The sequence below is a fragment of the Pseudomonas sp. Teo4 genome (genome assembly GCF_034387475.1).
Lineage (GTDB): Bacteria > Pseudomonadota > Gammaproteobacteria > Pseudomonadales > Pseudomonadaceae > Aquipseudomonas.
The window spans coordinates 2650760-2677290 of record NZ_JAXCIL010000001.1 but is presented as its reverse complement, the minus strand read 5'-3'; the positions used below and the strand labels follow the sequence as shown (position 1 = coordinate 2677290).

At 59.3% G+C, this 26531-nt stretch carries 24 protein-coding genes and 2 pseudogenes; 13 read left to right on the top strand and 13 right to left on the bottom strand.

Annotated features, from left to right (window positions below):
- Nucleotides 1-19 precede the first annotated feature (19 nt).
- On the bottom strand, nucleotides 20-703 hold the full coding sequence (locus tag PspTeo4_RS12005) for a type 1 glutamine amidotransferase domain-containing protein (protein ID WP_322363977.1): 684 nt from the start codon (nucleotides 701-703) through the stop codon (nucleotides 20-22).
- An 82-nt stretch (nucleotides 704-785) separates the two neighbouring features.
- On the bottom strand, nucleotides 786-1223 hold the full coding sequence (locus tag PspTeo4_RS12000; protein WP_322363976.1) for a nuclear transport factor 2 family protein: 438 nt from the start codon (nucleotides 1221-1223) through the stop codon (nucleotides 786-788).
- Nucleotides 1224-1348: 125 nt separating this feature from the next.
- Here PspTeo4_RS12000 and PspTeo4_RS11995 point away from each other — a divergent pair, with 125 nt between their 5' ends.
- The gene (locus tag PspTeo4_RS11995) at nucleotides 1349-2320 is read left to right on the top strand and encodes a LysR substrate-binding domain-containing protein (RefSeq protein ID WP_322363975.1); all 972 of its coding nucleotides are present in this window, start codon (nucleotides 1349-1351) and stop codon (nucleotides 2318-2320) included.
- 105 nt (nucleotides 2321-2425) lie between these two features.
- On the opposite strand, the gene PspTeo4_RS11990 is transcribed toward PspTeo4_RS11995, so the two are convergent.
- The 5 genes from PspTeo4_RS11990 to prpR all read right to left on the bottom strand — a co-directional run bounded on the left by PspTeo4_RS11990 (nucleotide 2426) and on the right by prpR (nucleotide 10121).
- Nucleotides 2426-4192 carry an acyl-CoA dehydrogenase C-terminal domain-containing protein gene (locus PspTeo4_RS11990; RefSeq protein ID WP_322363974.1) on the bottom strand — a complete coding sequence of 589 codons (1767 nt, stop codon included), beginning with the start codon at nucleotides 4190-4192 and terminating at the stop codon, nucleotides 2426-2428.
- Between the two features lie 60 nt (nucleotides 4193-4252).
- Nucleotides 4253-5911 (bottom strand): cation acetate symporter, encoded by a 1659-nt coding sequence (locus tag PspTeo4_RS11985; protein WP_322363973.1) that lies wholly within the window; start codon nucleotides 5909-5911, stop codon nucleotides 4253-4255.
- Nucleotides 5911-6237 carry a DUF485 domain-containing protein gene (locus tag PspTeo4_RS11980; RefSeq protein ID WP_322363972.1) on the bottom strand — a complete coding sequence of 109 codons (327 nt, stop codon included), beginning with the start codon at nucleotides 6235-6237 and terminating at the stop codon, nucleotides 5911-5913. Before PspTeo4_RS11980 ends, PspTeo4_RS11985 begins: the two co-directional genes overlap by 1 nt.
- Nucleotides 6238-6322: 85 nt before the next feature.
- Nucleotides 6323-7918: a long-chain fatty acid--CoA ligase gene (locus PspTeo4_RS11975; RefSeq protein ID WP_322363971.1), complete on the bottom strand. Its 1596-nt coding sequence runs from the start codon at nucleotides 7916-7918 to the stop codon at nucleotides 6323-6325.
- Nucleotides 7919-8165: 247 nt separating this feature from the next.
- Nucleotides 8166-10121, bottom strand: a complete 1956-nt coding sequence (gene prpR, locus PspTeo4_RS11970) for a propionate catabolism operon regulatory protein PrpR (protein ID WP_322363970.1) — start codon at nucleotides 10119-10121, stop codon at nucleotides 8166-8168.
- A 196-nt stretch (nucleotides 10122-10317) separates the two neighbouring features.
- Between prpR and PspTeo4_RS11965 the strand changes: the two genes are divergently transcribed.
- From PspTeo4_RS11965 to PspTeo4_RS11940, 6 genes are read left to right on the top strand one after another with little or no spacing between them, the layout of a single operon-like run.
- A complete protein-coding gene (locus PspTeo4_RS11965; protein WP_322363969.1) occupies nucleotides 10318-11376 on the top strand; it encodes a phosphotransferase family protein in 1059 nt (352 codons plus the stop codon).
- Nucleotides 11373-11756: a DUF6285 domain-containing protein gene (locus tag PspTeo4_RS11960; RefSeq protein WP_322363968.1), complete on the top strand. Its 384-nt coding sequence runs from the start codon at nucleotides 11373-11375 to the stop codon at nucleotides 11754-11756. Before PspTeo4_RS11965 ends, PspTeo4_RS11960 begins: the two co-directional genes overlap by 4 nt.
- Complete coding sequence (locus PspTeo4_RS11955) at nucleotides 11746-12459, top strand: histidine phosphatase family protein (RefSeq protein WP_322363967.1); 714 nt, start codon at nucleotides 11746-11748, stop codon at nucleotides 12457-12459. Before PspTeo4_RS11960 ends, PspTeo4_RS11955 begins: the two co-directional genes overlap by 11 nt.
- A gap of 25 nt (nucleotides 12460-12484) precedes the next feature.
- The gene (locus tag PspTeo4_RS11950; protein ID WP_322363966.1) at nucleotides 12485-13660 is read left to right on the top strand and encodes an acyl-CoA dehydrogenase family protein; all 1176 of its coding nucleotides are present in this window, start codon (nucleotides 12485-12487) and stop codon (nucleotides 13658-13660) included.
- Nucleotides 13657-14436, top strand: a complete 780-nt coding sequence (locus PspTeo4_RS11945) for an SDR family NAD(P)-dependent oxidoreductase (RefSeq protein ID WP_322363965.1) — start codon at nucleotides 13657-13659, stop codon at nucleotides 14434-14436. The genes PspTeo4_RS11950 and PspTeo4_RS11945 overlap by 4 nt, the downstream gene beginning before the upstream one ends.
- Nucleotides 14437-14450: 14 nt before the next feature.
- Nucleotides 14451-14762: a hypothetical protein gene (locus tag PspTeo4_RS11940; RefSeq protein ID WP_322363964.1), complete on the top strand. Its 312-nt coding sequence runs from the start codon at nucleotides 14451-14453 to the stop codon at nucleotides 14760-14762.
- Between the two features lie 51 nt (nucleotides 14763-14813).
- Here the strand turns inward: PspTeo4_RS11940 and PspTeo4_RS11935 are convergent, their stop codons facing one another.
- On the bottom strand, nucleotides 14814-15806 hold the full coding sequence (locus PspTeo4_RS11935; protein WP_322364851.1) for an NAD(P)H-quinone oxidoreductase: 993 nt from the start codon (nucleotides 15804-15806) through the stop codon (nucleotides 14814-14816).
- 166 nt (nucleotides 15807-15972) lie between these two features.
- Between PspTeo4_RS11935 and PspTeo4_RS11930 the strand changes: the two genes are divergently transcribed.
- A complete protein-coding gene (locus PspTeo4_RS11930) occupies nucleotides 15973-16836 on the top strand; it encodes a LysR family transcriptional regulator (protein ID WP_322363963.1) in 864 nt (287 codons plus the stop codon).
- Between the two features lie 69 nt (nucleotides 16837-16905).
- A complete protein-coding gene (locus PspTeo4_RS11925; RefSeq protein WP_322363962.1) occupies nucleotides 16906-17856 on the top strand; it encodes a LysR family transcriptional regulator in 951 nt (316 codons plus the stop codon).
- A 1-nt stretch (nucleotide 17857) separates the two neighbouring features.
- Here PspTeo4_RS11925 and PspTeo4_RS11920 read toward each other — a convergent pair whose 3' ends face one another.
- The 5 genes from PspTeo4_RS11920 to PspTeo4_RS11900 all read right to left on the bottom strand — a co-directional run bounded on the left by PspTeo4_RS11920 (nucleotide 17858) and on the right by PspTeo4_RS11900 (nucleotide 22959).
- Nucleotides 17858-18133, bottom strand: coding sequence for a DUF2790 domain-containing protein (locus PspTeo4_RS11920; RefSeq protein ID WP_322363961.1), 276 nt, complete (start codon nucleotides 18131-18133; stop codon nucleotides 17858-17860).
- Nucleotides 18134-18421: 288 nt separating this feature from the next.
- Nucleotides 18422-19717: an FAD-binding oxidoreductase gene (locus tag PspTeo4_RS11915; RefSeq protein ID WP_322363960.1), complete on the bottom strand. Its 1296-nt coding sequence runs from the start codon at nucleotides 19715-19717 to the stop codon at nucleotides 18422-18424.
- A gap of 54 nt (nucleotides 19718-19771) precedes the next feature.
- Nucleotides 19772-20194 carry a RidA family protein gene (locus PspTeo4_RS11910; RefSeq protein WP_322363959.1) on the bottom strand — a complete coding sequence of 141 codons (423 nt, stop codon included), beginning with the start codon at nucleotides 20192-20194 and terminating at the stop codon, nucleotides 19772-19774.
- Between the two features lie 31 nt (nucleotides 20195-20225).
- Entirely contained in the window at nucleotides 20226-21365 is a 1140-nt protein-coding gene (locus PspTeo4_RS11905) for a tyramine oxidase subunit B (protein ID WP_322363958.1), read from the bottom strand.
- Between the two features lie 283 nt (nucleotides 21366-21648).
- Complete coding sequence (locus PspTeo4_RS11900) at nucleotides 21649-22959, bottom strand: alginate export family protein (protein ID WP_416196920.1); 1311 nt, start codon at nucleotides 22957-22959, stop codon at nucleotides 21649-21651.
- 279 nt (nucleotides 22960-23238) lie between these two features.
- On the opposite strand from PspTeo4_RS11900, the pseudogene PspTeo4_RS11895 reads away from it, so the two are divergent.
- From PspTeo4_RS11895 to PspTeo4_RS11885, 4 genes and pseudogenes are all read left to right on the top strand, one after another.
- A pseudogene (locus PspTeo4_RS11895) lies at nucleotides 23239-23913 on the top strand (PAS domain-containing protein); the annotation flags it as partial.
- A gap of 99 nt (nucleotides 23914-24012) precedes the next feature.
- A pseudogene (locus tag PspTeo4_RS29900) lies at nucleotides 24013-24210 on the top strand (methyl-accepting chemotaxis protein); the annotation flags it as partial.
- Nucleotides 24211-24389: 179 nt separating this feature from the next.
- On the top strand, nucleotides 24390-25886 hold the full coding sequence (locus PspTeo4_RS11890; protein ID WP_322363955.1) for an APC family permease: 1497 nt from the start codon (nucleotides 24390-24392) through the stop codon (nucleotides 25884-25886).
- Nucleotides 25867-26451: a DUF3156 family protein gene (locus PspTeo4_RS11885; protein ID WP_322363954.1), complete on the top strand. Its 585-nt coding sequence runs from the start codon at nucleotides 25867-25869 to the stop codon at nucleotides 26449-26451. The genes PspTeo4_RS11890 and PspTeo4_RS11885 overlap by 20 nt, the downstream gene beginning before the upstream one ends.
- Nucleotides 26452-26531: the final 80 nt, after the last annotated feature.

Below are 26531 nucleotides of genomic sequence, written 5' to 3'. Positions count from 1 at the left end.
GCAGCCAGGCAGGCGCCAGCTAGTTGGCCAGCACCTGAAGAACCTGTTCGGCGACGGGGCCACCGGATGCAGGGTTCTGTCCGGTGACGACCCGTTGATCAGTCACAGCAAAGGCGTGCCAGGGTTCGGCGGCTTTTTTGTAAATGGCTCCGCGCTTTACCATCTCATCTTCGGTCAGGTAAGGGACATACTTGTCCAGCTCCGCCAGGCGTTCCTCTTCATTGGAGAAGCCAGTGACTTCCTTGCCTTTGATAAGCAACGAACCGTCGGAAAGCTTGATGTTCAGCAAACCCACCGCGCCATGGCAGACCGACGAAACGATACCGCCATTCTCATAGATGCGCCGACTGATACCCTGCAATGCCTCGTTGTCGGGGAAGTCCCAGACCACTCCGTGACCGCCGGCATAATAAATAACCGAGTAGTCATCCGGATTGATTTGTTCAGGCTTGGAAGTAGCGCCAAGTCGCGCCATGAATGCAGCGTCCTGATACCATTGCCAATCGGTTGCATCCGCCATTGCCAAACTGTGCGGATCAATCGGGGTATAACCGCCTTTCGGGCTGACATAGTCAACTTGATACCCTGCGGCTTCCATTTTCTTCACGAAGTGCACGGCTTCGCCCAGCCAAAGACCTGTAGCACGGTCCAGGTTTGGGTATTTGGGTACACTTGTCAGTACCACTAATACTTTCTTTTTCATGTGACACCTATTTTTCAGGTTGCAGGTAATCTTGCAGCCCCTGACGGGGCCAACTCGGTAGGGATGTCCTTATCCGGTGGGGCTATGCCTTATCGTTACAGGCGGTGCTGCTGCGAGTGAGGGACTCGATCAGTTGTTGGTTGTCCCAATAGGCCTTCATCGAATAAATGAGCCCGCTGTCATACGTCTTCACGATAAAGACATGGGGTAGCTTGAAGTGCTGGCCCCGATTGGCAATTCCGAATGCATCCTTTGCCTGGGTGCCGCTGATGGTGACTTCAATGACCGCTGCGCTGGCGTGCGCATCGAAGTAAGTGCTGGTTATCTCGTTACTCAGGTCAGGAAAAGCATCGATCAAAGTGGACCACACACCAACCCCCGCCGCGCTTGCAGGCCCCGACAGCTGCATGGGGAGGTATTCGATCTGCCCCTCGGTAGAAAAGCATGCGATCATGCCATTCAGGTCATGTGCACCGTATCTTTCAAAAAACTGTTGTGCGACCTCTACGGCTGTTTTCACATTTCACCTCGCACCATCGAGCAGCAGGGCTGCCGCGTCTTGAGAGCACTTACCTTAATCCGGGGCTCCCGCTGACGGTAGACCGTCGCCCGGAAATGATAATTTCATTTTTGGAACAGTATTCGATGTACGACTTGAACGAACTTCACCTTTATGCCCAAATCGTTGAACATCAGGGCATTGGTGCAGCCAGTGCAGCGCTGGGTATCCCGAAATCAAAGTTGAGCAGGCATCTTTCAAAATTGGAGGAGCGCCTGGGCGTTCGCCTGATCAACAGATCGACGCGGCAGTTTGCCGTGACTGATCTCGGTATGGAGTATTACCAGCAGTGTCAGGCAATGCTGGAAGCAGCAGAAACGGCACAATTGGTCATTGAACAAAACACCGTCGTGCCGCGAGGTATTGTCCGAATATCGTGTCCTACAGCACTTCTTAACTTTCTCGTGGCGGGAATGGTTGCGCGATTCATGCAGCGCTATCCGGAAGTTGAAGTGCATATTGATAGTACCAACCGTGTAGTCGACCCGTTGAGGGAAGGCATTGATGTTGCCTTGCGGGTTGGGTTTCCTCCGTTCGAAGATAGCGGCCTGACCATGAAGGTGCTGTCCCAAAGCCCACAACACCTGGTCGCGAGTCCACGGCTTTTTGAGCGTTTAGGCCCGGTCCAGACGTTGGCCGATCTGCAAAAGTTTCCCAGTCTGCACATGGGGGCTTGTACCCGTCATTATCTGTGGAGCATGGAAGGGCCAGAGGGTGTGCAAGCGACGGTCGAGCATACTCCACGCCTGGTGACGGACGATGTAATCACTCTACGTCGAGTAGCACTTGAAGGCGGGGGGTTAGTGCAACTTCCGAGGCTTGTGGTTTTCAAGGACCTGCACAGCGGTGGTCTTGTTTCGGTACTGGATGGGTGGAACCCAAAAGGGGGCGTCGTCCATGCCGTTTTCCCTTCACGACGAGGGCTGATGCCGGCCGTCAGGAAACTGTTGGATTTTCTGGCTGGAAGCTTCAGGGAGCTGGATTTTGACAATCTGCTGGAAGGGTATGCATCGCGCGGAGATGAGGACGCCTGCTTCTTGTATGGCACGAAACTCTAGTTGCATGAATCTGAGGCCAGCTCACCATCGCCATTGGCTGCGGGCTGGAGGAAAAAGAGCGTGGTTCACAGGGGCATGCACCACGCTCTGTTACTCAGGAAAGACTCAGAACTGTTCTGCCTCCAGCGTGTAGAGGCTCGTGCTTCCCGCTCGCACAGCACTCATCAAAGAGTGGTTTCTCGGTAGCAAGCGCGCATAGAAAAATTGGGCGGTGGCCAATTTGCCGCGATGGAATTCATCGCTATGGGCAATGGCACAGTGCGCCATTCGAGCCCACATGTAGGCATAGGCGGTGTAACCGAACAGATGCAGGTAATCGGTTGCTACGGCACCGGTTACCAGCGGGTCCACGCTCGTGCGCTCGCGTAGTTCTTCAGTCAACATCTCCAGTTGATCCAGCGCTTGTTCCAGTGGGGCACTGAACTCGTCAACGGGGACAGTGTTCAAGAAGGCGCGTACTTCCTCGGCGAATATCCTGAATAGCGCACCTTCATTGGCCAGCACTTTGCGCCCCAGCAAGTCCAGGGCCTGGATGCCGTTGGTACCCTCGTAAATCTGCGCAATGCGTACATCCCGAACAAGCTGTTCCTGGCCCCACTCGCGGATATACCCATGCCCGCCGAAGACTTGCTGGCCGTGTACGCAGCTTTCCAAACCGGTGTCGGTAAAAAACGCTTTTGCGATCGGGGTGAGCAAAGCGACCAATCCTTCCGAGCGGGCGCGCTCCGTCGCCACTTCGGAATATTTGGCAATGTCCAGGTGTTGACCAAGATAGGTGGCGAATGCACGCCCCCCTTCAGTCAGCGCCTTCATGGTCAGCAGCATGCGCCGCACGTCAGGGTGGACGATGATCGGGTCGGCGGCCTGGTCATGTTGTTGCGGCCCGCCAGGTGCGCGACTTTGCAGCCGCTCACGGGCATAACTCACTGCATTCTGGTAGGAGTTCTCGGCGCAGCCTATGCCTTGAACGCCTATGGACAGCCGTTCGTAGTTCATCATGGTGAACATTGCCGCAAGGCCTTTGTTGGGTTCGCCCACCAGCCAGCCGACCGCACCGTCGAAGTTCATCACACAGGTGGCCGAGGCCTTGATGCCCATTTTGTGTTCGATGGAGCCGCAATGGACCTGGTTGCGCTCACCCAGTGATTGGTCCGCATTGACCAGCACCTTGGGCACCAGAAATAGCGAGATGCCGCGGGAGCCGGCCGGAGCGTCGGGCAGTTTGGCCAACACCAGGTGGATGATGTTTTCGGTAAGGTCCTGCTCCCCACCGGTAATGAAGATCTTGGTGCCGGTGATGGCGTAGCTGCCGTCTGCGTTCGGTTCGGCCCGGGTTCGAATCAGCCCGAGGTCGCTGCCGGCGTGAGCTTCGGTGAGGCACATCGACCCGGCCCAGCGTCCTTCGTACATGGCCGGTAGATAGGTTGCCTTCAGTGCTTCGCTGGCATGCGCGTCGATTGCCAGGCAGGCACCTGCAGATAGCGTGGAGTAAAGGGCGAAGCTGGCATTCGCGCCGTACATCATTTCTTCGAACTGCACAGAGAGCATTTTCGGCATGCCCATGCCGCCATACTGCGGATTGCCCGCCAACCCGACCCAACCACCCTCGCCATAGATGCCGTAGGCATCGCGAAAGCCGTTGGGGGTAGTGACTTCGCCGTTGTTCCACTGCACACCTTGCTCATCGCCACTGCGGTTGAGTGGGGCAACCAGTTCACGGCTGATCTTTGCCGCTTCTTCAAGAACCGCGTCGGCGATATCGGCGTCGATGCGTTCGGCCAAGGCGGGTAGCCGTTGCCACAGTGCGGGCGCGTCAAATACCTCGTTGAGCAGAAAGCGCATGTCGCGCAGTGGGGCATTGTATTCGGGCATTGATTGGACCTCTTGTTGCGGTGGCGGGTAGGGCCTTTGCGGCAACGCTTACCCGATGAGTCAGTGTTCGCTGGCGCCAGCGATGCCCACGCCAGTCTGGGCGCGGACCATTTGATCGTCGAAGCCCTGATGATCGAGCGCTGCTCTGGCGCTGCGGTCGAGCTTTGAAACCAGCACGATGACCAGGAACGTCAATGGCATGGCGAACAGTGCAGGGTGGTCGTAAGGGAAGATGGCGTGTTCGTGCCCTAGAACAGTGACCCAAACTGTCGGCGACAAGATCACCAGGCCCAGCGCGCTGAGCAGGCCTGTCACGCCGCCGCAGATGGCGCCTCGCGTGGTCAGCCCCTTCCAGTACATCGCCATGAGCAGCACAGGGAAATTGGCCGAGGCGGCAATGCCGAACGTCAGGCCGACCAGAAATGCGATGTTCACTTGCTCGAACAGGATGCCGAGCGCGATCGCGAGCACGCCCAGAGCGACCACCGCCGCCCGTGAAACCAGCATCTCCCGCGCTTCATCGGCGACGCCGCGCTTGATGACCATGGCATAGAGGTCGTGGGAAATGGCGGATGCCCCGGCCAATGTCAGCCCTGCGACCACCGCCAGAATGGTGGCGAAGGCAACAGCGGACAAGAAGCCAAAAAACAGATTGCCGCCAACAGCCTTGGCAAGGTGCATGGCCACCATGTTGTTTCCGCCCAGGATCGCTCCGCCAATCTTGCCGTCGACATAGTAGGCAGGGTCTGTACCGACGATGACGATGGCGGCGAAGCCCAGCACACAGACCACCACGAAGAAGTAGCCGATGAAACCGGATGCGTAGAACACCGATTTTCGTGCTTCACGGGCATCGGGCACGGTGAAGAAACGCATCAGGATATGCGGCAGGCCCGCAAGGCCAAACACCAAGCCCAATGCCATGGAGGCGACATTCAGGGGGTTCGCCAACATGCCGCCGGGCGCCATGATGGCCCAGCCGCCGGAGTGGCTTTCTATTGCGCGGCGCGCCAGTTGCTCCAGGCTGAAGTCGAAGGGCGCCAAGGCCAGCAACATGAGCAGGGTCCCGCCCACCAACAGCAGGATCGCCTTGGTGATCTGCACCCATGTCGTTGCCAGCATGCCGCCGAAGATGACATACACCAGCATCAGCAGCCCGACGATGACCACCGCCACGGAGTAGTCCAGGCCAAACAGCAGTTTGATCAGCTGACCTGCGCCCACCATCTGCAATAGCAGGTAGCAACACACCACCGTCAATGAGCCGCAGGCTGCAAGCACACGTATTCGACGTTGATCCAGGCGGAATGAAACGATGTCCGCGAAGGTGAAACGGCCGAGGTTGCGCAGGCGCTCAGCCATCAGGAACGTCAGGATTGGCCAACCGACGAAGAAGCCGGTCATGTAGATGATGCCGTCGTAGCCTTTGCTGAACACCATGCTGGATAAGCCCAGCAGGGTCGATGCCGACATGTAGTCACCGGCAATTGCCAAGCCATTTTGCAGGCCGCTGATGCCTCCGCCTGCTGTGTAGAAGTCGCGGGTCGATTGGGTTCTTCTGGCTGCCCACCACGTGATGACCAGCGTAATGGATACGAACAGCAGGAACATGCCGATCGCATTCAGGTTCACACCGGGTTCTGTAGCGACAACGGTGGACGCGTACGCGGGTTGCCAAGGCAAGGCAATGGCGGCAAGCAAGGCATGGATGGCCTTCATCACTGGCACTCCTCGACGATCTTCGCACTGAGTTTGTCGAAGTGCGTGTTGGCACGGTGCACGTACCAACCGGTCAGCAACCAGGCCATCACGATCAGCAAGATCGCAATGGGGATACCTGACGACAGGTGGCTGCTTTGATGCAGGGGTATCTGCAGTAGCTGCGGCCGGCAGGCGGCAATGGCCATGAACGAGAAATAGGAACAGAGCACCAGCGCACTCAGCCCCCATGTGAGTCTTGAGCGGGCATTGATCAACGCGATGAACCCAGGGTTTTCCCGGATTCGTTGGTAGTGCTCGGCCTGTGAGACAGTGACCTTGTTCATGGCGCCTCCGTTTTTTTGTTGTAGGGCTACCTGTTGGCTCACCGGCAGGCGAGCCAATTAGCGCTGTGCGTAACAGGGTGTCGGGTCAAGGCCAGACGTAATGGTCGAATTGCTCGCGCAAGGTCTTTTTACTCACCTTGCCAGTAGCGGTATGGGGCAGTTCGTTCAGGTACTCGCTTGCATCGGGCAGCCACCATTTGGGAATTCGCCCTTCCAGGAATGCGATGAGCTCATCGTGTCGAGGGACTTTTTCGGGATGCTTCGGCACAACGATCAGCAAAGGACGTTCGCTCCAACGCGCATGCGGTACACCAATGACGGCCGCCTCCGCGATCAACGGATGGGCCGTTATCGCGTTCTCGATTTCGACAGAGGAGATCCACTCGCCGCCAGACTTGATGACGTCCTTGATGCGGTCGGTGATCAGCAGGTACCCGCGGCGGTCAATGGTTGCCACATCGCCGGTATCGAACCATACGTGCGAAGCAGGCTGGCCGAAGTAGCCACTGCATACCCAAGGGCCACGTACCTGCAATGAACCGGAGGACTGGCCGTCGTGGATCAGCGCATTGCCGGCCTCATCGACGATGCGCATCTCGACGCCGAACAATGCCCGGCCTGACTTGAGCACTTGCTGGCTACGGGGCTCTTCTGGCAACGCGTCGTACCATGGCTGATGGCGGTTGTAGCTGCCCATCGGGCTCAGCTCGGTCATGCCCCAACCATTTTCCAAGGCCACACCGTGACGCCCCATGGCATGAATCAGCGAAAGTGGACACGCCGCGCCACCGCTGACGGCACGTTTCAAAGTAGGAATACGCTCGCCCTGGGCATCGAGATACGTCGAGATGTTGGACCACAAAGTGGGTACAGCCAGGGAGAAACTCACGTGCTCCTGATTGACCAGCCTGACCATGGCTGCAGCATCGCCGACTCTTGGCCCCGGCAGTACCAGTTTCGCTCCCACCATTGCGGCGTTGTATGGCATGCCCCAGGCATTGACGTGGAACATGGGGACCATCGGCATTACAACATCGAGGGCACGCAAACCAACATTGTCCGCCATGTTTTGCGCCATGCCGTGCAGGACGGTACTGCGGTGGCTTGCCAGCACGCCTTTGGGGTTTCCCGTAGTCCCGGAGGTGTAGCAAAGCCCGCTGGCGCGGTTCTCATCCAGCTCTGGCCAGCTGTAGTCATCATTGGCGTCTGCAATCAGCGTTTCGTAACTGAGCAGGTTAGGGAGGGTGCTGTCCGGTATCTCGTCCCAAGCGCACAGGGCAACGTACCAGCGTACGCGATCCAGCTCGGGTTGAATGCTTTCCAGCAAAGGAATGAACTGCGGATCGACGAACAACACATCATCTTCAGCGTGGCGAATGATGTAGCTGATCTGTTCTGGGGACAATTTGGGGTTGATGGTATGGCAGATTCGCCCCGAGCATGGAATCGCGTAATGCAGTTCGAAGTGTCGATGATCGTTCCAGGCCAGGGTGCCCACCCTCGCATCGTCAGGGCAACCCAGTGCGTCCAGCCCATCGGCTAATCGTCGTGCTCTGGCAAAGGCGTTGGAGTACGTGTATCGATGTACTCGGCCATCGGCGAAGAGAGAGACAATCTCGGTATCGGCAGCAACCATGAGTGCCTGCCGCATGACCGCGGCGATACTCAGGTTGAAGTTCATCATCATGCCTTGCACAGGCACCTCCAGCCTTGTTCTTCTTGAGGTTCTAGGCTGGGCGCGCGAGGGCGCCGAGCTTGGAATGAGCAAGGAGCAAGGGGTGTGCCAATTTTCAGATCAATCTAGGTTTGAGAAAAAATCTATAAAAATCATTTAGTTATGATTTTCGTTGGTTTTGCTGGGCTCGGCAGGTCCTGGTAACCGGATTTCAGAATTGAATCGGATTTCAAGGTTGCAAAGGCGCAGACGCTTAACTTTTTTCATCCTTGAGGCGCCGCCACAGGGTCGTGCGGCTGATGCCAAGTCGCTTGGCGGCTTCATCCATGTCACCCGCGCAATGAGCCAGCACTTCCCGAACTCGCCTTACTTCTTCGGCGCGACTGTGGCTGCGCAGGTCCTGGCCTGTCATGCCTTGCAATGTCGCATGCGGGGCCGGCTCGAACAGTTCGTCGAACAAGGCCTGTAACAACCGAGGGTTGTCCTGGCCTTGCAGAGCACTTGCCGACAGCGCCGCACGCTCGACGATGTTTTCCAGCTCTCGGATGTTTCCTGGCCAACTGTGCCGCTCCAGTTGAGGCATGAGCCTCTCGAGCAGGCTGCTGGACGGTTCACTGGCCGAGCTGTGTGCCGTCAGTTTGTCCAGAATCGACCTGGCAAGCATTGGAATGTCGCGGGAGCGTTCGCGCAGGGGTGGCATGGTCAAGCGCAGGATGTTGAGGCGATAGTAGAGATCTTCGCGGAAACAACCTTCGGTGATGCGTTGGCGAAGGTCCCGGTGCGTGGCAGCGATTACCCGGATGTCTACCGGTGTCGGTTCTGCCGCCCCCAGGCGTAACACCTCACGTTCTTGAAGTACGCGTAGCAAGCGCGTCTGCAAGGTGACCGGCATATCACCGATTTCATCGAGGAACAGGGTCCCGGTGTGGGCGTTTTCTATCAAGCCAGCCTTGCCACCCTTGCGCGAACCGGTGAAGGCACCTTCCTCGTAACCGAACAGCTCACTTTCGAGCAATGTTTCAGGGAAGGCTGCGCAGTTGATTGCAACGAAAGGGCCTGCCTGGCGTTGGCTGGCGTTATGTATGCTTTGTGCCAGTAGCTCCTTGCCCGTCCCGCTCTCTCCATGAATCAACACAGTGGCGTCGGCCCCCGCGTAGTGGCGGGCAAGCCCCAGCATGGCCTGGAACCCGGCTGTGTCTCCAAGCATTTGTTCAAAGTGATAGCGAGCCGTGAACTGCTTGGGCTTCACCTGACTGCGGATACGCCGGTCCGCGCGTTGGATTGCATTGGCTTCCTGACAGGTGATGACGACACCGTCGGGCTTGTCGTTTTCGATGATGGGCGTGATGTTCGCCGCCAGTGTCCGGCCCGCTGCTTTCAGAATCCGGTTTTCCTCACTTTCACCACTGCGAAGAACCGCCGTTATATCCAGGCCCGGGATGACCTCGGCGAGCGGGCGTGCGCGTGCCCACTCGCTGGAAATACCGAGAAGTGCGGCCATGCGTGGGTTCAGGGACTGAACGAGCCCTTCAGCGTCCACCGCGATTACGCCATCGGACAAGTTGCGCAGTATCGAATTGAGGCGCTGTTGCTGAACCAGGCTCTGCTGGCGACTGCGGCAGATGGCCAATGCATCTTCCATGGCGCGCCGCACGGTGTCGGTGTTCAGCGCCAGTACACCCTGTGCGCCCACCGACTCGGCAAGTTCAACGGCGGTGGATGACCCTACAACCACACGGTAACCATCATCGACCAGGCGGTGTACCTGCTGGCGGGCCTCTTCATAGCTGGTGTAGGTAGCCTGGCGGATATCGACGGTAAAAAGCGACGACATCGCCTCAAGCTCTGGATGAGCGTGCTGGAAACTGAGGATGCCGACCTGGGTGGCTCGGGCGCGGGCGAGGTCCAAGGCTCGGATCAGGTCGTACTCGCCCATGCGAATCGACAGGATGGCCGTCGCGATGTGCTGCCTCAGGTACTCGGAGGTTGCGCCCGAGCAGATGATGACGTCCACATCCCCTCTGGCCTCCAACTCAAGGCCTGTGTTGCGCAGTTCGCCGACCGTGGTTTCGACAATTTCGACGCGCGCACGGCCGGCATAGTCGGGAATCACCTGTTCGACTATTCGCGCCATGCGGCTGAGCCCCTCAGGCAGACGAAGGTGGGTAATCAGGGCAACCACCTTGGGAAGGTACTCTCGACCACGCATGATTGAACACTCGACAATTTTTTCCATGTTGAAACAGAAATTTCAGGTCTGCAACGAGGGACATGCTTCGACAACTGCTGATTCAATCAATAAGCGCAATAACTAATTGATTTAAAAGAAGAAATTAAAAGATATCGTCATCTGGCCCAGCTCTTGCTCAGTGGCTTTGAGTCATTAGAGCGAGTTCGATATTGCGATGAACAGCATTCCCAACCCAGGCCCCGCAGATGTTCGGGTCAGCATCCCAGATGCGTACCCGGCACTTGCGCGATATTTGCAGCAACAACTCGGCGCCGATCTGGTGAACATAGATCAGGGCCAGCGCCTTTCAGGTGGCGCCATTCAGGAAAATTGGCTACTGAATGGCACAGTCCAGTTTGGGACAAAGACATTCGTCGACAGCTGGGTGCTGCGAACCGATGCCGCTTCGTCCGTGGCCGTCAGCATGAGCCGCGCGGAAGAGTTTGCGGTGTTGGCCGCCGTTCACACTGCTGGAGTCCGCGTACCAGAGCCACTTTGGTTATGCGAAGACGCCTCGGTCATAGGCCGCCCGTTCTTCATCATGCGTAAGTTGAACGGCATTACCAACGGCCATCGGCTGACATCAGATCCAGGCCTTGATCCGAAGCGCGACGAACTGTGCAGATCGCTTGGTCTGAATCTCGCCCAACTGCATCAGATCCGTCCGCACCACCCAATGCTGGCGTTTCTGGCGCCACCGGCCGCTGACCCCATACAGGCCAGCATCGACCAGTACCGGCGGTTTCTGGATGCATTGCCCGACAACCATCCGGTCATCGAATGGGGGCTTCGATGGTGTGAACTCAACAAGCCCGCACCGTTGCCTGCCGGGCTGATCCATCGTGATTACCGCACTGGCAACTTCATGGTCGAGCAAGGCCAGCTCAGTGGCATCCTGGATTGGGAATTCACTGGCTGGGGAGACCCCCGTGAGGATATTGGCTGGTTCACCGCCCGTTGTTGGCGCTTTGCCCGGCGAGACCGTGAGGCGGGCGGTATAGGGGACATCGACGCCTTCCTGGCCGGCTACGCGTCTGTATCCGGTTACTGGGTGAGTCATGAAGAGCTGCGGTACTGGCAACTGATGGCTCATCTACGTTGGGCGGTCGTGGCGCTGCAGCAAGTGCAGCGGCATATCTCCGGCCAGCAGCCCTCTCTTGAATTGGCGCTGACTGGCCATCTGCTGCCCGAACTCGAACATGAAATCCTGGCCCTCAGTGGAGAGACCGTATGAACGCTAGCAACGTCAGCGCGATTGACCTGTTGAACACGGCCAGACATGTCCTGATCGACGACCTTTTGCCCTTGCTGGGTGAGGCGAACCACTACGAATGCAGAATGATTGCCCGGGCCATGTCAATCGCTGCCCGAGAGATCGAGTTGCGCGCAGAAGTCAGCGCACTTGAATCGAATGTCCTGGGCGAAGTCATGGGGCGTCATGGGCTGTTGAAGCTGACACCGGCCCATGCGCGCCACTTGCTGGTCGGTTTCATCAGAAAAGGCGTTTTCGATAATGCCGATTCTGCTCAGTCCAGCATGCTTGAAGCCCTGAGACAGATTACCCATGCACGACTGGCCATCAGTAATCCGAAGGTTGCGTGCCATGGCAAATAGCATCGGGGTCAAACGACGACGCTGTTATCTGGTGCGTCATGGCCATGTCGATTATTTCGACGCACAAGGCCGTCCTCTGGACCCGCGCTCGGTGAGTCTCTCCGACCAAGGTGCTTTGCAGGCAAGCGCGCTTGGCGAGGTGATGCGCGCAACTGCGTTGGATCGCGTACTGGTTTCCGATTATCCGCGGGCGCAGCAAACACTCGACCTCGTGCTGATGGGGCGAGTGCTGGAGGGTGAATCCACGCCCGCGTTACGCGAGATCAGAGCCGGCCGTTTGCGTGAGATACCTGAGCCATCCATGCAAGACGCCATCGTGGGCGCCTATCGCAATGCCGCCGAGCCTGATGCCACGTTCCTGGGCGGCGAACGCTGGAGCGATTTCAGCCAACGCGTACTGGGCAAGTTTCACGCAGTGCTGAACGAGGATGGCTGGGAGTCGCTGCTGATCGTTGCCCATGACGCCGTCAACCGCATCCTCCTGGCATGGGCCGCGGGTACAGGCCTGCCAGGGATTGCGGCCTTCGAACAGGACACCGCGTGTCTCAATGTCATCGACATCGACACGGAGGGCGATGGCTCATTCGCCGCGATCATCCGCGCGCTCAATGTCACGCCCTACGACCCAGGCAAGGCAGGTATTCGCGACACCGTCCTGGAGAACCTTTATCGCCACATTCGCCCGGGCAAGCCATTGGCCTGACTCAGGACTATCCGAGGAAACAACAATGAACTTCGCACTTCCCGATGATCTGGTTGCGCTGCAGTCGCGTGTCCGAGAATTCATCCTCAACGACATCATCCCCATGGAAACTGACCCTCGACAAAGCCCCCATGGCCCGTCGGAAGAACTTCGCCACGCGCTCGTCGAAAAGGCTCGTGCCAAGGGCCTGCTGACCCTGCACGCTTCCCGCGAGATGGGTGGGCAGGGCCTGAGTCACGTTGAAAAGGCCGTGATCTTCGAGGAGGCCGCCTACTCACCCTTGGGCCCCACGGCGATGAACATCCATGCGCCCGACGAAGGTAACATCCACCTGATGGAAGTTGTCGCCACCGAAGCGCAGAAAGACCGCTGGTTGAGGCCCCTTGTGCAAGGGCACATTCGCTCCTGCTTCGCCATGACCGAACCTGCGCCCGGGGCAGGTTCTGACCCTTCCATGCTTGCCACCACGGCCGTCCGAGACGGTGATGATTACATCATCAATGGCCAGAAGTGGCTGATTACCGGCGCTGAGGGGGCAGGCTTCGCCATCATCATGGCCCGAACCGAAGACGGTAATGCCACGATGTTCCTCACCGATACGAACCAGCCAGGTTTCATTCTCGAGCGAATGATGGACTCCCTGGACAGCTGTTTCACCGGTGGCCATGCGGTGCTGCGTTTTGAAAACCTTCGCGTGCCCGCTACCCACGTTCTAGGTGAAGTCGGCAAGGGCTTCCGTTATGCCCAGGTGCGACTGGCGCCAGCGCGCCTGACCCACTGCATGCGTTGGCTGGGCCAAGCGCGTCGTGCTCATGATGTGGCCTGCGCCTACGCCAAGCGGCGCGAGTCCTTTGGCAAGCGGCTGGGCGACCACCAGGGGGTGGGCTTCATGCTCGCCGACAACGAAATGGACCTGCTTACCACACGCCTGACCATCTGGAACTGCGCCTGGGTGCTGGACCAGGGCGCACGTGGCAATTTCGAGTCGAGCATTGCCAAGGTGGTGAGCTCGGAGGGTATTTGGCGAGTGATTGACCGCAGCGTGCAGGTTCTGGGCGGGCAAGGGGTTACCAGCGAGGCGATCGTCGATCGGATTTTCCGAGACGCCCGCGGTTTCCGCATCTATGACGGCCCTAACGAAGTCCATCGCATGAGCCTTGCGCGAAAAATCCTGGATCGTGTCGTTGGAGGTGAACAGTGAGCGCTCTCGTCTCCAAGCTCTTTGACCTGACCGGTAAACGTGTGCTCGTGACCGGTGCATCCAGTGGCCTGGGTTTGCATTTTGCCAAGACCTTGGCTTCTGCAGGTGCTCGTGTTGCGGTTGCGGCTCGGCGCGTCGATCGCCTTCATGACCTGGTAAGCGGCTTGCGTTTCGAGGGGCACGACGCAAGAGCCTACGCACTGGATGTGACTTCGCGCCAATCGGTGATCGAGTGCATCGACGCCATCGAAGCGGATTTTGGTGGGCTGGATATCGTGGTCAACAATGCCGGCGTAAGCGATACCAAACGCGTGCTCGATTACGACGACCAAGATTGGCAAGCCATTGTGGATACCAACCTCAAAGGCGCGTGGATCGTGGCGCAAGAATCGGCCAAACGGATGGTCAAGGCCGGGCAGGGGGGGAGTGTGATCAATATCACCTCGATCCTCGCAAGCCGCACCGGAGGAGGTGTAGGGCCTTATTGTGCGGCCAAGGCAGGGCTTAGCCATTTAACCCGGTCACTCGCGTTGGAGCTGGCACGTCACGGAATACGGGTGAACGCGCTTGCGCCTGGGTACATCGCTACGGAAATCAACGACGCGTTTCTTTCCAGTGACGCCGGCGAACGCTTGCGTGCGCGTATACCCAGCCGTCGTTTTTGCACGAGCAGTGATCTTGATGGTGCCCTGTTGCTCCTGGCCTCTGAAGCTGGGCGAGGCATGACGGGCGCAGAGATCATTGTCGATGGCGGTCACGCCTGCGCGGGTCTTTAAAAGAGGTTGCTACGATGATTACGGCAGTAGTGCGCATTCGCCTTCCTGAAGGGCTTGAGCTGGCGGCAGCCAAGGACATTTTCAAAAGCACAGCAGTGCAATACCAAGCTGTGCCCGGGCTTGTCAGGAAATACTATTTATTGTCTGAAGATGGCCGCTCTGTGGGTGGGGTCTATTTGTGGGAGTCGCGAGAACAGGCGCTGGCGCAATACACAGATGAGTGGAAAGCTTTTGTTGAGGGCAAATACGGAACACCGCCGAGCGTTGAGTTGTTCGAAACCCCGGTGGTCGTAGACAATCTATTGAACAAGGTGGTGGTTGCGTAGAGGCTCAGCTAAAAAAGATGACGCTGCCTTGAAGGCAGCGTCATGCTTGAGTCAGCTTTTAATTGACACGTTCAAGACAACCTTGCCGATGTGTTGTCCAGACTCCATGAGGGCATGGGCCTTGTCAGCGTCCGAAAGTGGAAATTCTTTATAAAGCAGCGGCTTTATGGTGTTGTTCTTGAGGTGTGGCCAGACGTGCTGCTCAAGCTCCGCCAGAATGCTGGCCTTGTCGTCATGGGTTCTTGAGCGCAAGGTCGAACCGATATGAGTCAGGCGTTTGACAAGCATTGGAAAAAGATCGACGTTGGTTGCGGCGCCTTTGATGACACCAATTTGCACGATTCGACCGTTCATGGCAGCGACCTGGAAGTTTCGCGAGACATAGTCGCCGGCAATGATATCGACAATGACGTCAACGCCCTGGCCGTTAGTGCCCTGCATGACTTCATCGACGAAGTCCTGTTCGTTGTAATTTATCGCCACATCGGCCCCCAGGTTCTGGCTTGCAACCTGCTGCTCTTTATTTGCGACGGTTGTGAACACTTTAGAGGCGCCAAAAGCCTTGGCCAGCATGGTTGCGGTGGTGCCGATGCCGGAGGCGCCTCCGTGGATGAGTACCGAATCGCCTGCTTTGAACTGACCGCGTTGAAAGAGATTGACCCATACCGTCATGAAGGTTTCAGGAACAGCCGCAGCTTCCTGCATGGAAAGCCCAGCTGGCAAATGTACAACCGTCCGCTCATCCGACACGGCGTACTCGGCATATCCACCGCCTGGAACCAGCGCCATGACCTTGTCGCCGGCAGAGAAGCGCGTGACTTCATTGCCTACCACCGCGACCACGCCTGAGATCTCCAGGCCAGGAATGTCGGAGGCACCGGCGGGCGGGTCGTAGAGCCCTTTGCGCTGAAGAAGGTCTGGTCCGTTTACGCCCGCTGCATGAACTTCGATCAGGACATCACGAGGACCCAGCGTCGGGACCGCTCGCCGGGTCGCTTTCAAAACCTCCGGGCCACCAGGCCGGGTAATTTCAATAGCCGTCATCTCAGCGGACGGCTTGCTGTTGGTTATGCTCATGGAATATTCCTGAAAAAGAGTGAAAGCCAGCCAACACGGCTAGCGTGAACTCAAGGGTACGAAAGTGTTGAACCTGGGGCGCGCGGCGTTTTTGCGACGCTCTGTTGCAGTTGTTCTTCAAGGAAAAAAGCTTATGAACTGGGATGATGCACGGGTCTTGCTGGCGCTTGGGCGAGAGTTGACGTTGCGCCGCGCGGGGCGCGTGCTTCGGATTGACCAAGCGACGGTGGGAAGGCGGATTGCCGCGATGGAGGAAGATCTGGGATCTACCCTGTTTCTGCGCACGCCCACGGGTTATCAACTGACCGCCATCGGAGAAGTGGCATTCGAAATGGCGGAGAAAATGGAAAGCGCCGCCATGGAGTTGGCTCGCCGAACACGCGGAGCCGACCAGGAGCAAGCGGGGGAAGTGCGCTTATCTACAACGGACTCGCTGGCCTATGACTTTGTAATACCGGCATTGAAGCAGTTGCACATTACGCACCCCGACATACGTGTTGTCTTGAACAGCACATCGGAAATTGTGAATTTGTCAAAGCGAGAGACTGATATCGCACTGCGAAATCAGCGTCCGGAGAACCCTGATTTAATACTGCGAAAGCTGGCCGAGTGGCCGATGGGGTTGTTCGCATCTGCGCAATACATAGAGAAACATGGCGAGCCGGAGCCTGGCACAGGGTTTGAGGGGCACGACCTGGTCATGTATGAGCCTTACTGGAGAGACCGGGGCCACCCCAGGCTGGTCGATGAAAGCATTGAGCAAGGCCGGGTAGTGGTGGCCGCCAACACCAGCATGATGGTGCGGCGTTCGATAAAAGAAGGCCTGGGCATCGGAGAAATTCCGATTGAAATGGGAATCCGTGACGGGCTTCAAAGAGTGTGGCCCGATCGGGTAAGAGCCAAGCCTTATGACGTCTGGATGGTCACCCACAAGGACCTCAGACACACTGCGCGTATCCGCTTTGTCATTGAGCATCTGGCGCAGGCCTTCGCGTGATGCGTCGGGAAAGTTGACGTCGATTTTAGTTGGCGTTCGCGCTTGTAGAACCTTGATCAGGATCAGGAAATGGATATTGTACATGCCATGCATATTTTTGTTCGGGTAGCGGAGTTCAACAGCTTCACCGCCGCCGCGGAGTCGTTGGGGTATTCGACCCCACATGTCTCGCGAAGTATTTCAGATCTTGAAGTTCATCTGCGGGCAAAACTGATAAACAGAACGACACGAAAGGTGGCGTTGACTGAAGCCGGCTACCGTTATCTCGAACGCTGCAAAGTGCTGCTGGAGGACCTGAAACTTGCGGAGCTCGAAGCGGCGGGGGCGCATCTGGAAGCCTTTGGCAAATTGCGCATGCACTCGCCGAACGGCATCGGCCATTATCATATTATTCCGTTGATCGCCAAGTATTCTCAGCTGCAGCCCAATGTAGACTTTGAACTCAACCTGTCGCAAGCCTCACCGGACTTGCTTGCCGAAGGTTATGATCTGGTCATTTCGGCGGACAGCCGGGTTTCTGATTCCAGTTTCATTGCCAGAGAACTGGGAGAGACCTACAGCGTTTTTTGCGCAGGCCCGGCTTATATCCAGGAACATGGGTTGCCGGAGGAAATTGACCAATTGAAAGACCATACCTGCCTCAGGCTTCATGACCCCAGTTTTCCGAAGGGTTGGGAAATTGATGGGTATGACATGGATGAAGTGATTTCTCCCAGGCAAACGTTCACGGTCAACGTGGCTGGGTCAATCGCTCAAGCGGCAAAGGAAAACATGGGCGTTTGCCTCATACCCAGCTATGTGGCTGCGAGTTCAATCGCCAGAGGTGACTTGATCAGGGTGTTGCCCACGGTAAAGGCCAATCAGAGAAGTATTTCGGTGATTTATCCTTCACGGCACTTTCTGGATGCCAAGGTCAGAACCTGGGTCGAATTCTTGAAGGGGCAACTTCCAACACGGCTAGAGGGTGATGAGGCGGCATTGCAAGCCGGAGCGAGTGGCAGGCTCGCTCCAGGCCATTAGATTAACCATTGTCACACTGGCTCAGGTTTGAAACCTTGAGGTAGTCGATGGTATGGGTTACACCCTGGTGGTCAACATAAGTGATGCTGGCAGGCACCACACCGCATCCACGCTCATCGTTGTTGGTCATCGAAATGACATGGGCGATGTCCATCGCCATTCCGTAATGATAGCTCTCGACAGTAGTTGATTCGTGTTGGCTGGCCTCATCGCTGGTTTGTGCGGCGAATGAATGGCTGGCAACCGTAAGGGCGATTATTGCAAACAGGTATTTCACTTTACATCTCCACGCTGGGGAACATATTTTCCTGCCGGCCCAGAAGTTGCTGGAACTGCTTGGCTTAGGTAAGGCTAATTCTATGTTTCTCGCGTGTTATGTAAATGTGCTGTCAGCTAACTCATTGTTTCAGTCTGCTTAATAATCCGGGTTCGATGATTGCTCTGTTGTTGGGGGTGACTTCGGAAAGTTGCTGGTTCGGCTGGGTGGGCATGAATTGCCCTCCGTTTGCGCAACCTCCCTCAGTAGTTCATATCGGCCAAGCACAAGGTGCGCCAGGCGTTCACATCACGCGAACCGGTCAAACCGGTAAGGCGCCGGATCGATCAGCGTCGGGGCCTGCGCAACCAGGTCCGCCGCCAATTGGCCCGCGGCTGGCGAGGTGCCAAAACCATGCCCGGAAAAGCCGGTTGCCAAGGTCAGCCCGGGAATCTGGTGAACGGGGCCGATCACCGGGTTGGAGTCCGGGGTCACGTCGATTGTCCCTGCCCAGGCACTGGCGATGCGTGCCTGCTCGAACACGGGCCAGGCCGCTTTCAGGTTTCGCATCGCCTCATCGTTGAGTGCCGGGTTGGCGTTCGGGTTCTGGATTCTGACGCGCTCGAACGGCGACACTTGCGTGGCCTTCCAGCGCCGTGCCAAGGCCAGGTCCTTGAAGAAGTACTTGCCGAAGCTGATGCGCAGGAAATCACGCTGCGCCCGTAGCTGGGGCAGGTAGCGCGTGCCCAGCAGCAGGTGGTCCAGGGTCAGGAACGCGTCCAGCGCGCCGCGCTGGGTGATGATGAAACCGCCGTCCTTGTGCTTGCGGAAGGAAAAGTCCGGCGCACCCACGGCGATCTCCGTCGGGCCTTGCATCGGCTCTGTACGCAACACCGAACAAGTCAGGGGCAGGGTGGGCAAGTCGATACCCAGGTTACCCAGGAACTTGCGTGACCACAGGCCACCCGCCAGCAATACCTGGTCGCAGCGGATTTCGCTTTGTTCGGTGACCACGCCGCTGACGCGTCCGGCGGCTGTCACCAAGGTGCGCACCGCGCAGTTTTCCACGATCACGGCACCCTTGGCGATCGCCGCACGGGCAATCGCACTGGAGGCCAGGGTAGGTTCTGCGCGGGCGTCCGAAGGGGTGTAGATGCCGCCAGCCCAATCCGCACGGCCGCCGGGCACCATCTGGGCGATCTCACGGTTACTCAGCAGCCGCGAGTCGAGGCCCAGTGCCTCGACGCTCTTGAGCCAGCCTTCGTGCATGCCCATCTGGGTGTCGTTGCGGCCGATGAACATGATGCCGGCCTGCCGGTAGCCCACATCGCAGCCCACGCGTTCCGGCATCTGCGCCCAGAGCCGGTCGGCCGCCAGTGCCAGGGGGATGTCGTGGGCATGCCGGTTGGTCTTGCGCACCCAGCCGAGGTTGCGCGAGGACTGCTCGCCCGCGATGCGGCCCTTTTCCAGCACCACCACCGGGATGTTGCGCTCGGCAAGCGTCAACGCGGCGGTAAGGCCGATGATGCCGCCGCCGATGATCACGACGGTGGTCGCTTCGGGGTGGCGGGGGCTGGTGTGCACAGGGTCGATCGTGGGAGACATGGCTTTACTCAACGGCTGTTGGAACAGGGGGTTGCACAAGGGCGATCGAGGCCATCACTGGCCGAGGCGGATCATCTTCACCTGGGCCTGTGAAGCGCCGCGGTAGGCGGTGACTTCCAGTTCGACTTTGTAGACGGTCGAACCCAACGGCGGGCAGGTGGCGGTCATGGCCGGGTCGATGCCGCGAAACTTCGCGCCGATCACATCCATCACCCGTGGCACATCGCTCGGGTCCTGGATGAACACGCGCGAGCAGATGACATCGGCCAGCGACGAGTCGACAGCGGCCAGTGCCGCTTCGATATTGGCGAACACCTGATGGGTCTGTTCGATGACGTCTTCTGGAATCACCTGGGTCTGCGGGTTGCGCCCAGCGGTGTTGGATACGTGAATCCAGTTGTCCACCGCCACCAGGCGGGAATAGCTGGCCATGTCTTCGAATTTGGAGCCGGTCTTGAGTTTGGTGATCTGGGTCATGGGGTAGCCTTGTGGTCCGGTTGCGGGAGGGTCAGCTGAGAACGGGTTTGTCCCAGAGGTTGAGCTTCACGCCGATGCCTTTTTCGATGGCGTTGCGGTACACCACGGTGCCCCAGGCGACGTCCTCCACCGGCATGCCACCGACCGACATGAGGATGATTTCGTCGTCGTTCAGACGACCCGGGGATTCACCGCTGATGATCTTGCCGATGTCTTCCAGTTGCGCGGCGTCGAGCGTGCCTTCGGCGATCATGTCCATGAAGCGCACGCCCACCAGTGGCACATGATTGTGCGCAGGCTTTGGCAGTTCTTCGAACCAGGCTTCGTACAGGCCGGTGTTGTCCACCACCTTGCGCACATCGGACTGCTCCATGCCCTCATCGATGCTGCACGGGGCGGGCATGGCCAGGAACGCGCCCGGCTTGACCCATTCGCGCCGGACCAGCGGGTACTTGGACGGGTCGCCGACTTCGCCAGAGCTGCAGTAGCTGACCAGGTCGGCGCCGCGTACCACTTCTTCGAGGGTCTGCACCACGTGGATGTTGACGATCTGCGGGAAGGTCGCTTTCACCCAGGCGACGAAGTCGTCGAGGTTCTTCTGGCCACGGCCCTTGATCTTGATCGTGTCGACCTGCGGGCACACGGCCATGAAGGCGGCGACCGTGGTCTTGCCCATCACGCCCGGCCCAGCCAGGCCGATGACTTTTGAGTCTTTGCGGGCCAGATGGCGGGCGCCCACACCTGGAATGGCACCGGTGCGGTAGGCCGACAGCAGGTTGGCCGACATGTGCGCCAGTGGCGCGCCGGTATCGGCGTCGTTCAGGGTGAGCATCAGGATCGAGCGCGGCAGGCCTTTCTCGCGGTTGGCGATGTTCGAGCCGTACCACTTCGCGCCTGCGGTCTGGAAGTTGCCACCCAGGTAGGCGGGCATGGCCATCATCCGACGGTCGGCGGTGGGCTTGGGCATGGTCGGGAACGGCGAGCTTTCGGGGAAGGTGATCATCGCGCCGTGGGAGTCGCTGTTCGGGCCAGCCATGCGGTAGTCGCCCTGGTAGAGCAGGCCGAACATCTCTTCCATGGTGTCGACGCAGGCCGGCATGTCGGTCACGCCGGCGCGGATCATGTCCTGTTCGGACAGGTAGATGAAGTCAATTCTGGTATCGAAAGTCATAGCGGGTCTCACCGCGCCGCCAATGCCTGCAAAGGTGGCGCTTTTGGGTTTTATTGTCGTCAGGCATCCAGTTTCGCCAACGACCGGCAGGTCGTCTTGCTTCAGCCTGCCAGCCCCGTTGACCGCCCGTGCCAGGGTGCGATGAGCACGCAGAGACAATCACTTGGCAGGCGCAGGCAAGCAATCAGAACTGGAAACGTGGATAGTGAAGCCGCCTCACCAGGCGATCCTCATACTTCATAGATGCAGCCTTTGACCGCCGGCCTTGCGCCGGCGGTTTTTTTCAGAACGGTACGGCCACGGTCAGCTGGCTATAGACGTTGATGCCGTTGCCCCCCACTTGGTTACCCCCGTTGCTCTCGTCCTTGCGTGGCTGATACAGCCCCACCAGCGGACTGATGATCAGGTGGTCGTTGACGGCCCATTCCACATAGAGGTCGAGTTCCCGGGCATCCAGGTTCAGGCTGTCGCGGGTGCGCACCGTATCGAAATCGAAGTACAGGGCGCCGACGGTGACGTTATCCAGTGGGTTGGCTTTCAGGCCGACATGATGGATGCCGGTGTTGCTGTTGAACGGGCCGGCGTAGTTCGCCGCGACCTCGCCCTGGAACCAGGTGCCATAGCCACTGGAGAGGCCACTGAAGAGCGAGTCCCAGCCTGCGCTGTAGCGGGTGTAGCGGTAGGTGACCTGGGGCTTCCAGGGCAGGTCGGCGAAGGTATAGCCGGCTTGCGCGTACCAGGCTTTTTCCGGCCCGCTTTGCTTGTCCTGCCAGGCATACTCGAAGGCGAAACTGGCGTTATCGATACCGGCGTTGCCTTCGCCGCGAAGGCTGTACACGTCCATGCCTTCACGTTCCTTCTGGAACTCGCTGGCCCATTGGTCGGTGACGTCGATCCCGTGGATCCAGGTCAGCCCCAGGGTACCGAGGGCGTGGGTGTAGTCGACGGTGCCCGCTGCCAGCTCGGTTTCGGCCTGGGCGCGGTTGTCGGATTTGAGCCACAGCAGGCTGCCATGCAGGCCGTCCTGGCCGCCCAGGCGCAGCATGGCGGTGCGGTCGAAGGCGTGGCGGGCTGCCAGGTAGTAGGCGCCGCCGCGGTCCAGGGCGCCGTCGGCCACGCCGTTGCCCAGGTTCGGGCCATCGTCGTTGATCAGGAAGCCGCTGCCCAGGCGAATGGTCTGCCGGCCTGCGGAAACGTCCACGCCATCCTTGCCCAGTACAGGGAAAAGGTCGCCCGAGCGCCAGCCCAGGTAGGCGTCTTCGATCTTGGTGGTGCGTTCGGAGCCATCGGTGAAGCCGCCTGCATCACCGTCGCCCCAGGTGGCGGAGCTTACCCAGTTCAGGGCGCCGTAGAGGCTGCCGTTGCCCGCCAGGCCCTGGTCGCCGCTCAGGCCATATTTGATGAAACCCTCGCGCCAGGTCGAGCCGCCCGTGGTGCCGTCGTAGTTCTTGCGGCTGTTGAACATTCCCCAGACCGCGAGCATGTCGGCATTCAGGTGGCTGTCGTCGTCGGCGTACAACTCGTAGGCCCCAGCGGCCTGGCTGGCCATCAGCGTGGCCAGGGCCAGGGCGGACAGCGTTTGCGGTTTGACCATTGCACTTCCCTCGGTTCGTTCTCGGCGCCTTGCAAGGCGGCCTTTGTTTTACGGGGGCGCTCTCGTGAACGGGAGAGGCCGTCGCGGTTGGCAGCGACGGCCTATTAGTGCGTGTCTGGTGGGGCGGGGTCTTGTTCGTGGCTGCCAAGGCGCTTGCACGCCTTGGCCAGCGGCAGGGCATCTGGCAGCGAGCGTCAACCGGCCTGGCATGGCCAGGCAAGACGACCTTGCGCCGCTGGCGTCAACTCATGGGCCGAACAGCACAGCAGGTGATGGCGCATGTTTTTCAGCAAGGCCCACTGGGCCCAGGAGGTTACCCAGGCATTGGCCCTGGTGCAGGACGGCCAGGTTCCCCAGGCGCTTCGATATCCGTCGCTCGAACGCTTCCCCGAGTTGCTGCAGGCCATGGGAGAACTGGTGTTGGCGCAGCAGCGCGAAGCCGGCGAGACGCAGCGGCTGCAGGCGCTCGGCGCGGCTCGGGATAATGAGCTGGACGCCGTGCAGGGCAGTTTGCGGGCCGCACAGGCCCGTGAAACGGAGCTGATCGAGCGCAACCGCGAGTTGGATTCGCGACTGGTTGCCATGGCGCAGCACGTGCAGTCACTGTCCAGTCAGCAGCAGGTCTGGGCACTGTTGCAAACCACGCTCACCGAGGGTACGTGGGATATCAGCGTTGCCCAGGGAGATGTTGCTCATCCGGCCAGTTGCATGCGGCTCTCCGACCAGTTCAGGGCCTTGATGGGGTACTCGCCAAGCGAATTGCCCGACGGCTGGCAGTCTCAGGTCGACATCACGCACCCGGATGACCTGCCGGGCATCATGAGCATCTTCGATGCCGAGATTGTCGCGCCCACGGGCAAGGCGGAGTACGTGTTCGAGTACCGCATGCGCCACAAGCAGCGGGGCTACATCTGGTGCCGTGAGCGTGGACGGGCGGTGCGTGATGGGCAAGGGGTGCTGGTGCGGGTGATTGGCGCAGTGCGCGACATCAGCGACGAGCGCGGCGTGCAAGAGAGCCATGCGCAAATGCGTCAGCAGAACCAGGCCAGCTACGAACAGATTGCACGGATGGTCAATGTGATACGGGCCATCGCCGAGCAGACCAATCTGCTGGCCTTGAATGCGGCCATCGAGGCGGCGAGGGCGGGCGAGGTGGGGCGTGGGTTTTCCGTGGTTGCCGACGAGGTGAAGAAACTCGCCGAAAGCACCCGGCAGGCAACGCAGCAGATCCAGGCAATGCTGGATGGGCTGGCGTAGCAACGGCGGTAACTGCCATCGTGACGATGGCAGGCAGCTACAAGGGCGGCGGCAGCCATGGGCAAGACGGCATGCCACCTGCAGCGCACAGTAATCGGGCAGGGAGGCACACAACAGCCGTGCGTGCAGGTTCGCCTGCCGCGCTCAACGCCAAAAAAAGCCGGGGCATAACAATGTCACTCAACAACAAGCTCACCGAGCATCTCAACCGGGGCACTGTCGGTTTCCCCACCGCGCTGGCCAGCACCGTCGGCCTGATCATGGCAAGCCCGGTGATCCTCACCGCGACCATGGGCTTTGGCATCGGCGGCAGCGCGTTCGCCGTCGCCATGGTCATCGCCGCACTGATGATGCTCGCGCAGTCGACGACTTTCGCCGAAGCCGCTTCGATCTTGCCGACCACGGGTTCGGTGTACGACTACATCAACTGTGGCATGGGCCGCTTCTTCGCCATCACCGGCACGCTGTCGGCCTACCTGATCGTGCATGTGTTCGCCGGCACCGCCGAGACCATCCTCTCCGGGGTCATGGCGCTGGTGAACTTCGAGCACCTCAATACCCTGGCCGAGTCCGCTGGCGGGGCATGGCTGCTTGGCGTGTGCTTCGTGCTGTCGTTCGCCGTGCTCAATGCGTTCGGTGTCAGTGCCTTCAGCCGCGCGGAAGTGATCCTCACCTTCGGCATGTGGACCACGTTGATGGTGTTTGGCGTGCTGGGCTTGATCGCCGCACCGGCAGTGGAGCTGGACGGCCCCTTCGGCACGTCTTTGGTGGGCACCGACCTGATGACCATCCTGTCGCTGATCGGCATGGCCATGTTCATGTTCGTCGGCTGCGAGTTCGTCACGCCGTTGGCCCCAGAGCTGCGCCGCGCGTCATGGGTATTGCCGAAGGCGATGGCACTGGGCCTGTTCGGCGTGGCCAGCTGCATGTTCATCTACGGCGCGGCGATGAAGCGCCAGGTCGAGAACGTGGTGCTCGATGCCGCTACGGGCGTGCACCTGCTCGACACCCCCATGGCCATTCCGCGCTTCGCCGAGCAGGTGATGGGCGATATCGGCCCGGTCTGGCTGGGTATCGGTTTTCTGTTCGCTGGCGCCGCCACCATCAACACCCTGATGGCCGGGGTGCCGCGCATTCTCTACGGCATGGCGGTCGACGGCGCGCTACCGAAAGTCTTCACCTATCTGCACCCACGCTTCAAGACACCTTTGCTGTGCATCCTGGTGGTTGCCCTGATCCCATGCCTGCATGCCTGGTACCTGGGTGGCAACCCGGACAACATCCTGCACCTGGTGCTGGCGGCCGTGTGCGCCTGGAGCACCGCGTACCTGCTGGTGACGCTGTCGGTGGTGATCCTGCGTATCCGTCGTCCCGACCTGCCGCGTGCCTACCGTTCGCCGCTGTTCCCCTTGCCGCAGATCGTCTCCAGCATCGGGATCGTCATCGGCATGTCGTTCATCACCCCGCCGGGAATGAACCCGTCCGACATCTACGTGCCGTTCGCCATCATGCTGGGCGCAACGGCCGCCTATGCGCTGTTCTGGACTTTAGTGGTGCAGAAGGTCAACCCGTTCAGGCCGGCGCGGGTCGAGGACGTGCTGGAGAAGGAATTCGCTGCCGAACCTGGCCACACCGTGGAGCACCTGCACCATGATCAGAAGTTTGCGTGAGCGCCTGCTGGCGCCACGTGCCCCGGCCGGCTACCGGCCTGGGGTCACCCTCGATCATCTGTCGCGCAACCTTGGGCAGGCCGGCATACGCCTGCTCGAACCCGCCGCCGGGGTGATCGGCGGCCCGGCGCCAGGCTGGAGTGCCGAGGTTCGCGAGCGGGTCGAGGCACACCTGCTGATGCATGTGGTGACGTGCGAGTTCCAGCTGTGCATCGCTGCCCGGCAACAGGGCGAGCTGAAGCTCGAAATGCGCCACACGGGTGCAATTCGCCGAACCGGTCTGGCGTGTGTGCATCGCAGTGGCGACAAGGCGCGCTTTGCCCAGATACGGGAGCAGCTTTTGAACGACGCGCCTTTGCTCGCCGCACTGATGCCCCTGGACTTCAAGCGCCTGACCCTGGAATGGCGCGACAGCCGCTGGTACCTGACGCTTGAGCACATGGGCGGTAGTGAGGTGGTCAACCGCATGCCGGCGTTTCGGCGTTACATCAAGATCAGTCCAGAGCAGCGTGATCACCTGTTGGCCAGCCTGGCCCTGTTCAGCGAATTGCTCGCGCAACTCTGACCCCTGGTTGGCATATGCCTTGCTGGTGTTATCGGCGAATCATGACAGTTGTGCGCTCATTGTTAACATGTTATCAATGA

Excerpts from the sequence above, each read along its gene's own strand:
- PspTeo4_RS12005 (WP_322363977.1), bottom strand. The coding sequence starts at position 703 with ATGAAAAAGAAAGTATTAGTGGTACTGACAAGTGTACCCAAATACCCA.
- PspTeo4_RS11995 (WP_322363975.1), top strand. The coding sequence starts at position 1,349 with ATGTACGACTTGAACGAACTTCACCTTTATGCCCAAATCGTTGAACAT.
- PspTeo4_RS11990 (WP_322363974.1), bottom strand. The coding sequence starts at position 4,192 with ATGCCCGAATACAATGCCCCACTGCGCGACATGCGCTTTCTGCTCAAC.
- PspTeo4_RS11985 (WP_322363973.1), bottom strand. The coding sequence starts at position 5,911 with ATGAAGGCCATCCATGCCTTGCTTGCCGCCATTGCCTTGCCTTGGCAA.
- PspTeo4_RS11980 (WP_322363972.1), bottom strand. The coding sequence starts at position 6,237 with ATGAACAAGGTCACTGTCTCACAGGCCGAGCACTACCAACGAATCCGG.
- PspTeo4_RS11975 (WP_322363971.1), bottom strand. The coding sequence starts at position 7,918 with ATGAACTTCAACCTGAGTATCGCCGCGGTCATGCGGCAGGCACTCATG.
- prpR (WP_322363970.1), bottom strand. The coding sequence starts at position 10,121 with ATGCGTGGTCGAGAGTACCTTCCCAAGGTGGTTGCCCTGATTACCCAC.
- PspTeo4_RS11965 (WP_322363969.1), top strand. The coding sequence starts at position 10,318 with ATGAACAGCATTCCCAACCCAGGCCCCGCAGATGTTCGGGTCAGCATC.
- PspTeo4_RS11960 (WP_322363968.1), top strand. The coding sequence starts at position 11,373 with ATGAACGCTAGCAACGTCAGCGCGATTGACCTGTTGAACACGGCCAGA.
- PspTeo4_RS11955 (WP_322363967.1), top strand. The coding sequence starts at position 11,746 with ATGGCAAATAGCATCGGGGTCAAACGACGACGCTGTTATCTGGTGCGT.
- PspTeo4_RS11950 (WP_322363966.1), top strand. The coding sequence starts at position 12,485 with ATGAACTTCGCACTTCCCGATGATCTGGTTGCGCTGCAGTCGCGTGTC.
- PspTeo4_RS11940 (WP_322363964.1), top strand. The coding sequence starts at position 14,451 with ATGATTACGGCAGTAGTGCGCATTCGCCTTCCTGAAGGGCTTGAGCTG.
- PspTeo4_RS11935 (WP_322364851.1), bottom strand. The coding sequence starts at position 15,806 with ATGACGGCTATTGAAATTACCCGGCCTGGTGGCCCGGAGGTTTTGAAA.
- PspTeo4_RS11930 (WP_322363963.1), top strand. The coding sequence starts at position 15,973 with ATGAACTGGGATGATGCACGGGTCTTGCTGGCGCTTGGGCGAGAGTTG.
- PspTeo4_RS11925 (WP_322363962.1), top strand. The coding sequence starts at position 16,906 with ATGGATATTGTACATGCCATGCATATTTTTGTTCGGGTAGCGGAGTTC.
- PspTeo4_RS11915 (WP_322363960.1), bottom strand. The coding sequence starts at position 19,717 with ATGTCTCCCACGATCGACCCTGTGCACACCAGCCCCCGCCACCCCGAA.
- PspTeo4_RS11910 (WP_322363959.1), bottom strand. The coding sequence starts at position 20,194 with ATGACCCAGATCACCAAACTCAAGACCGGCTCCAAATTCGAAGACATG.
- PspTeo4_RS11905 (WP_322363958.1), bottom strand. The coding sequence starts at position 21,365 with ATGACTTTCGATACCAGAATTGACTTCATCTACCTGTCCGAACAGGAC.
- PspTeo4_RS11900 (WP_416196920.1), bottom strand. The coding sequence starts at position 22,959 with ATGGTCAAACCGCAAACGCTGTCCGCCCTGGCCCTGGCCACGCTGATG.
- PspTeo4_RS11890 (WP_322363955.1), top strand. The coding sequence starts at position 24,390 with ATGTCACTCAACAACAAGCTCACCGAGCATCTCAACCGGGGCACTGTC.
- PspTeo4_RS11885 (WP_322363954.1), top strand. The coding sequence starts at position 25,867 with ATGATCAGAAGTTTGCGTGAGCGCCTGCTGGCGCCACGTGCCCCGGCC.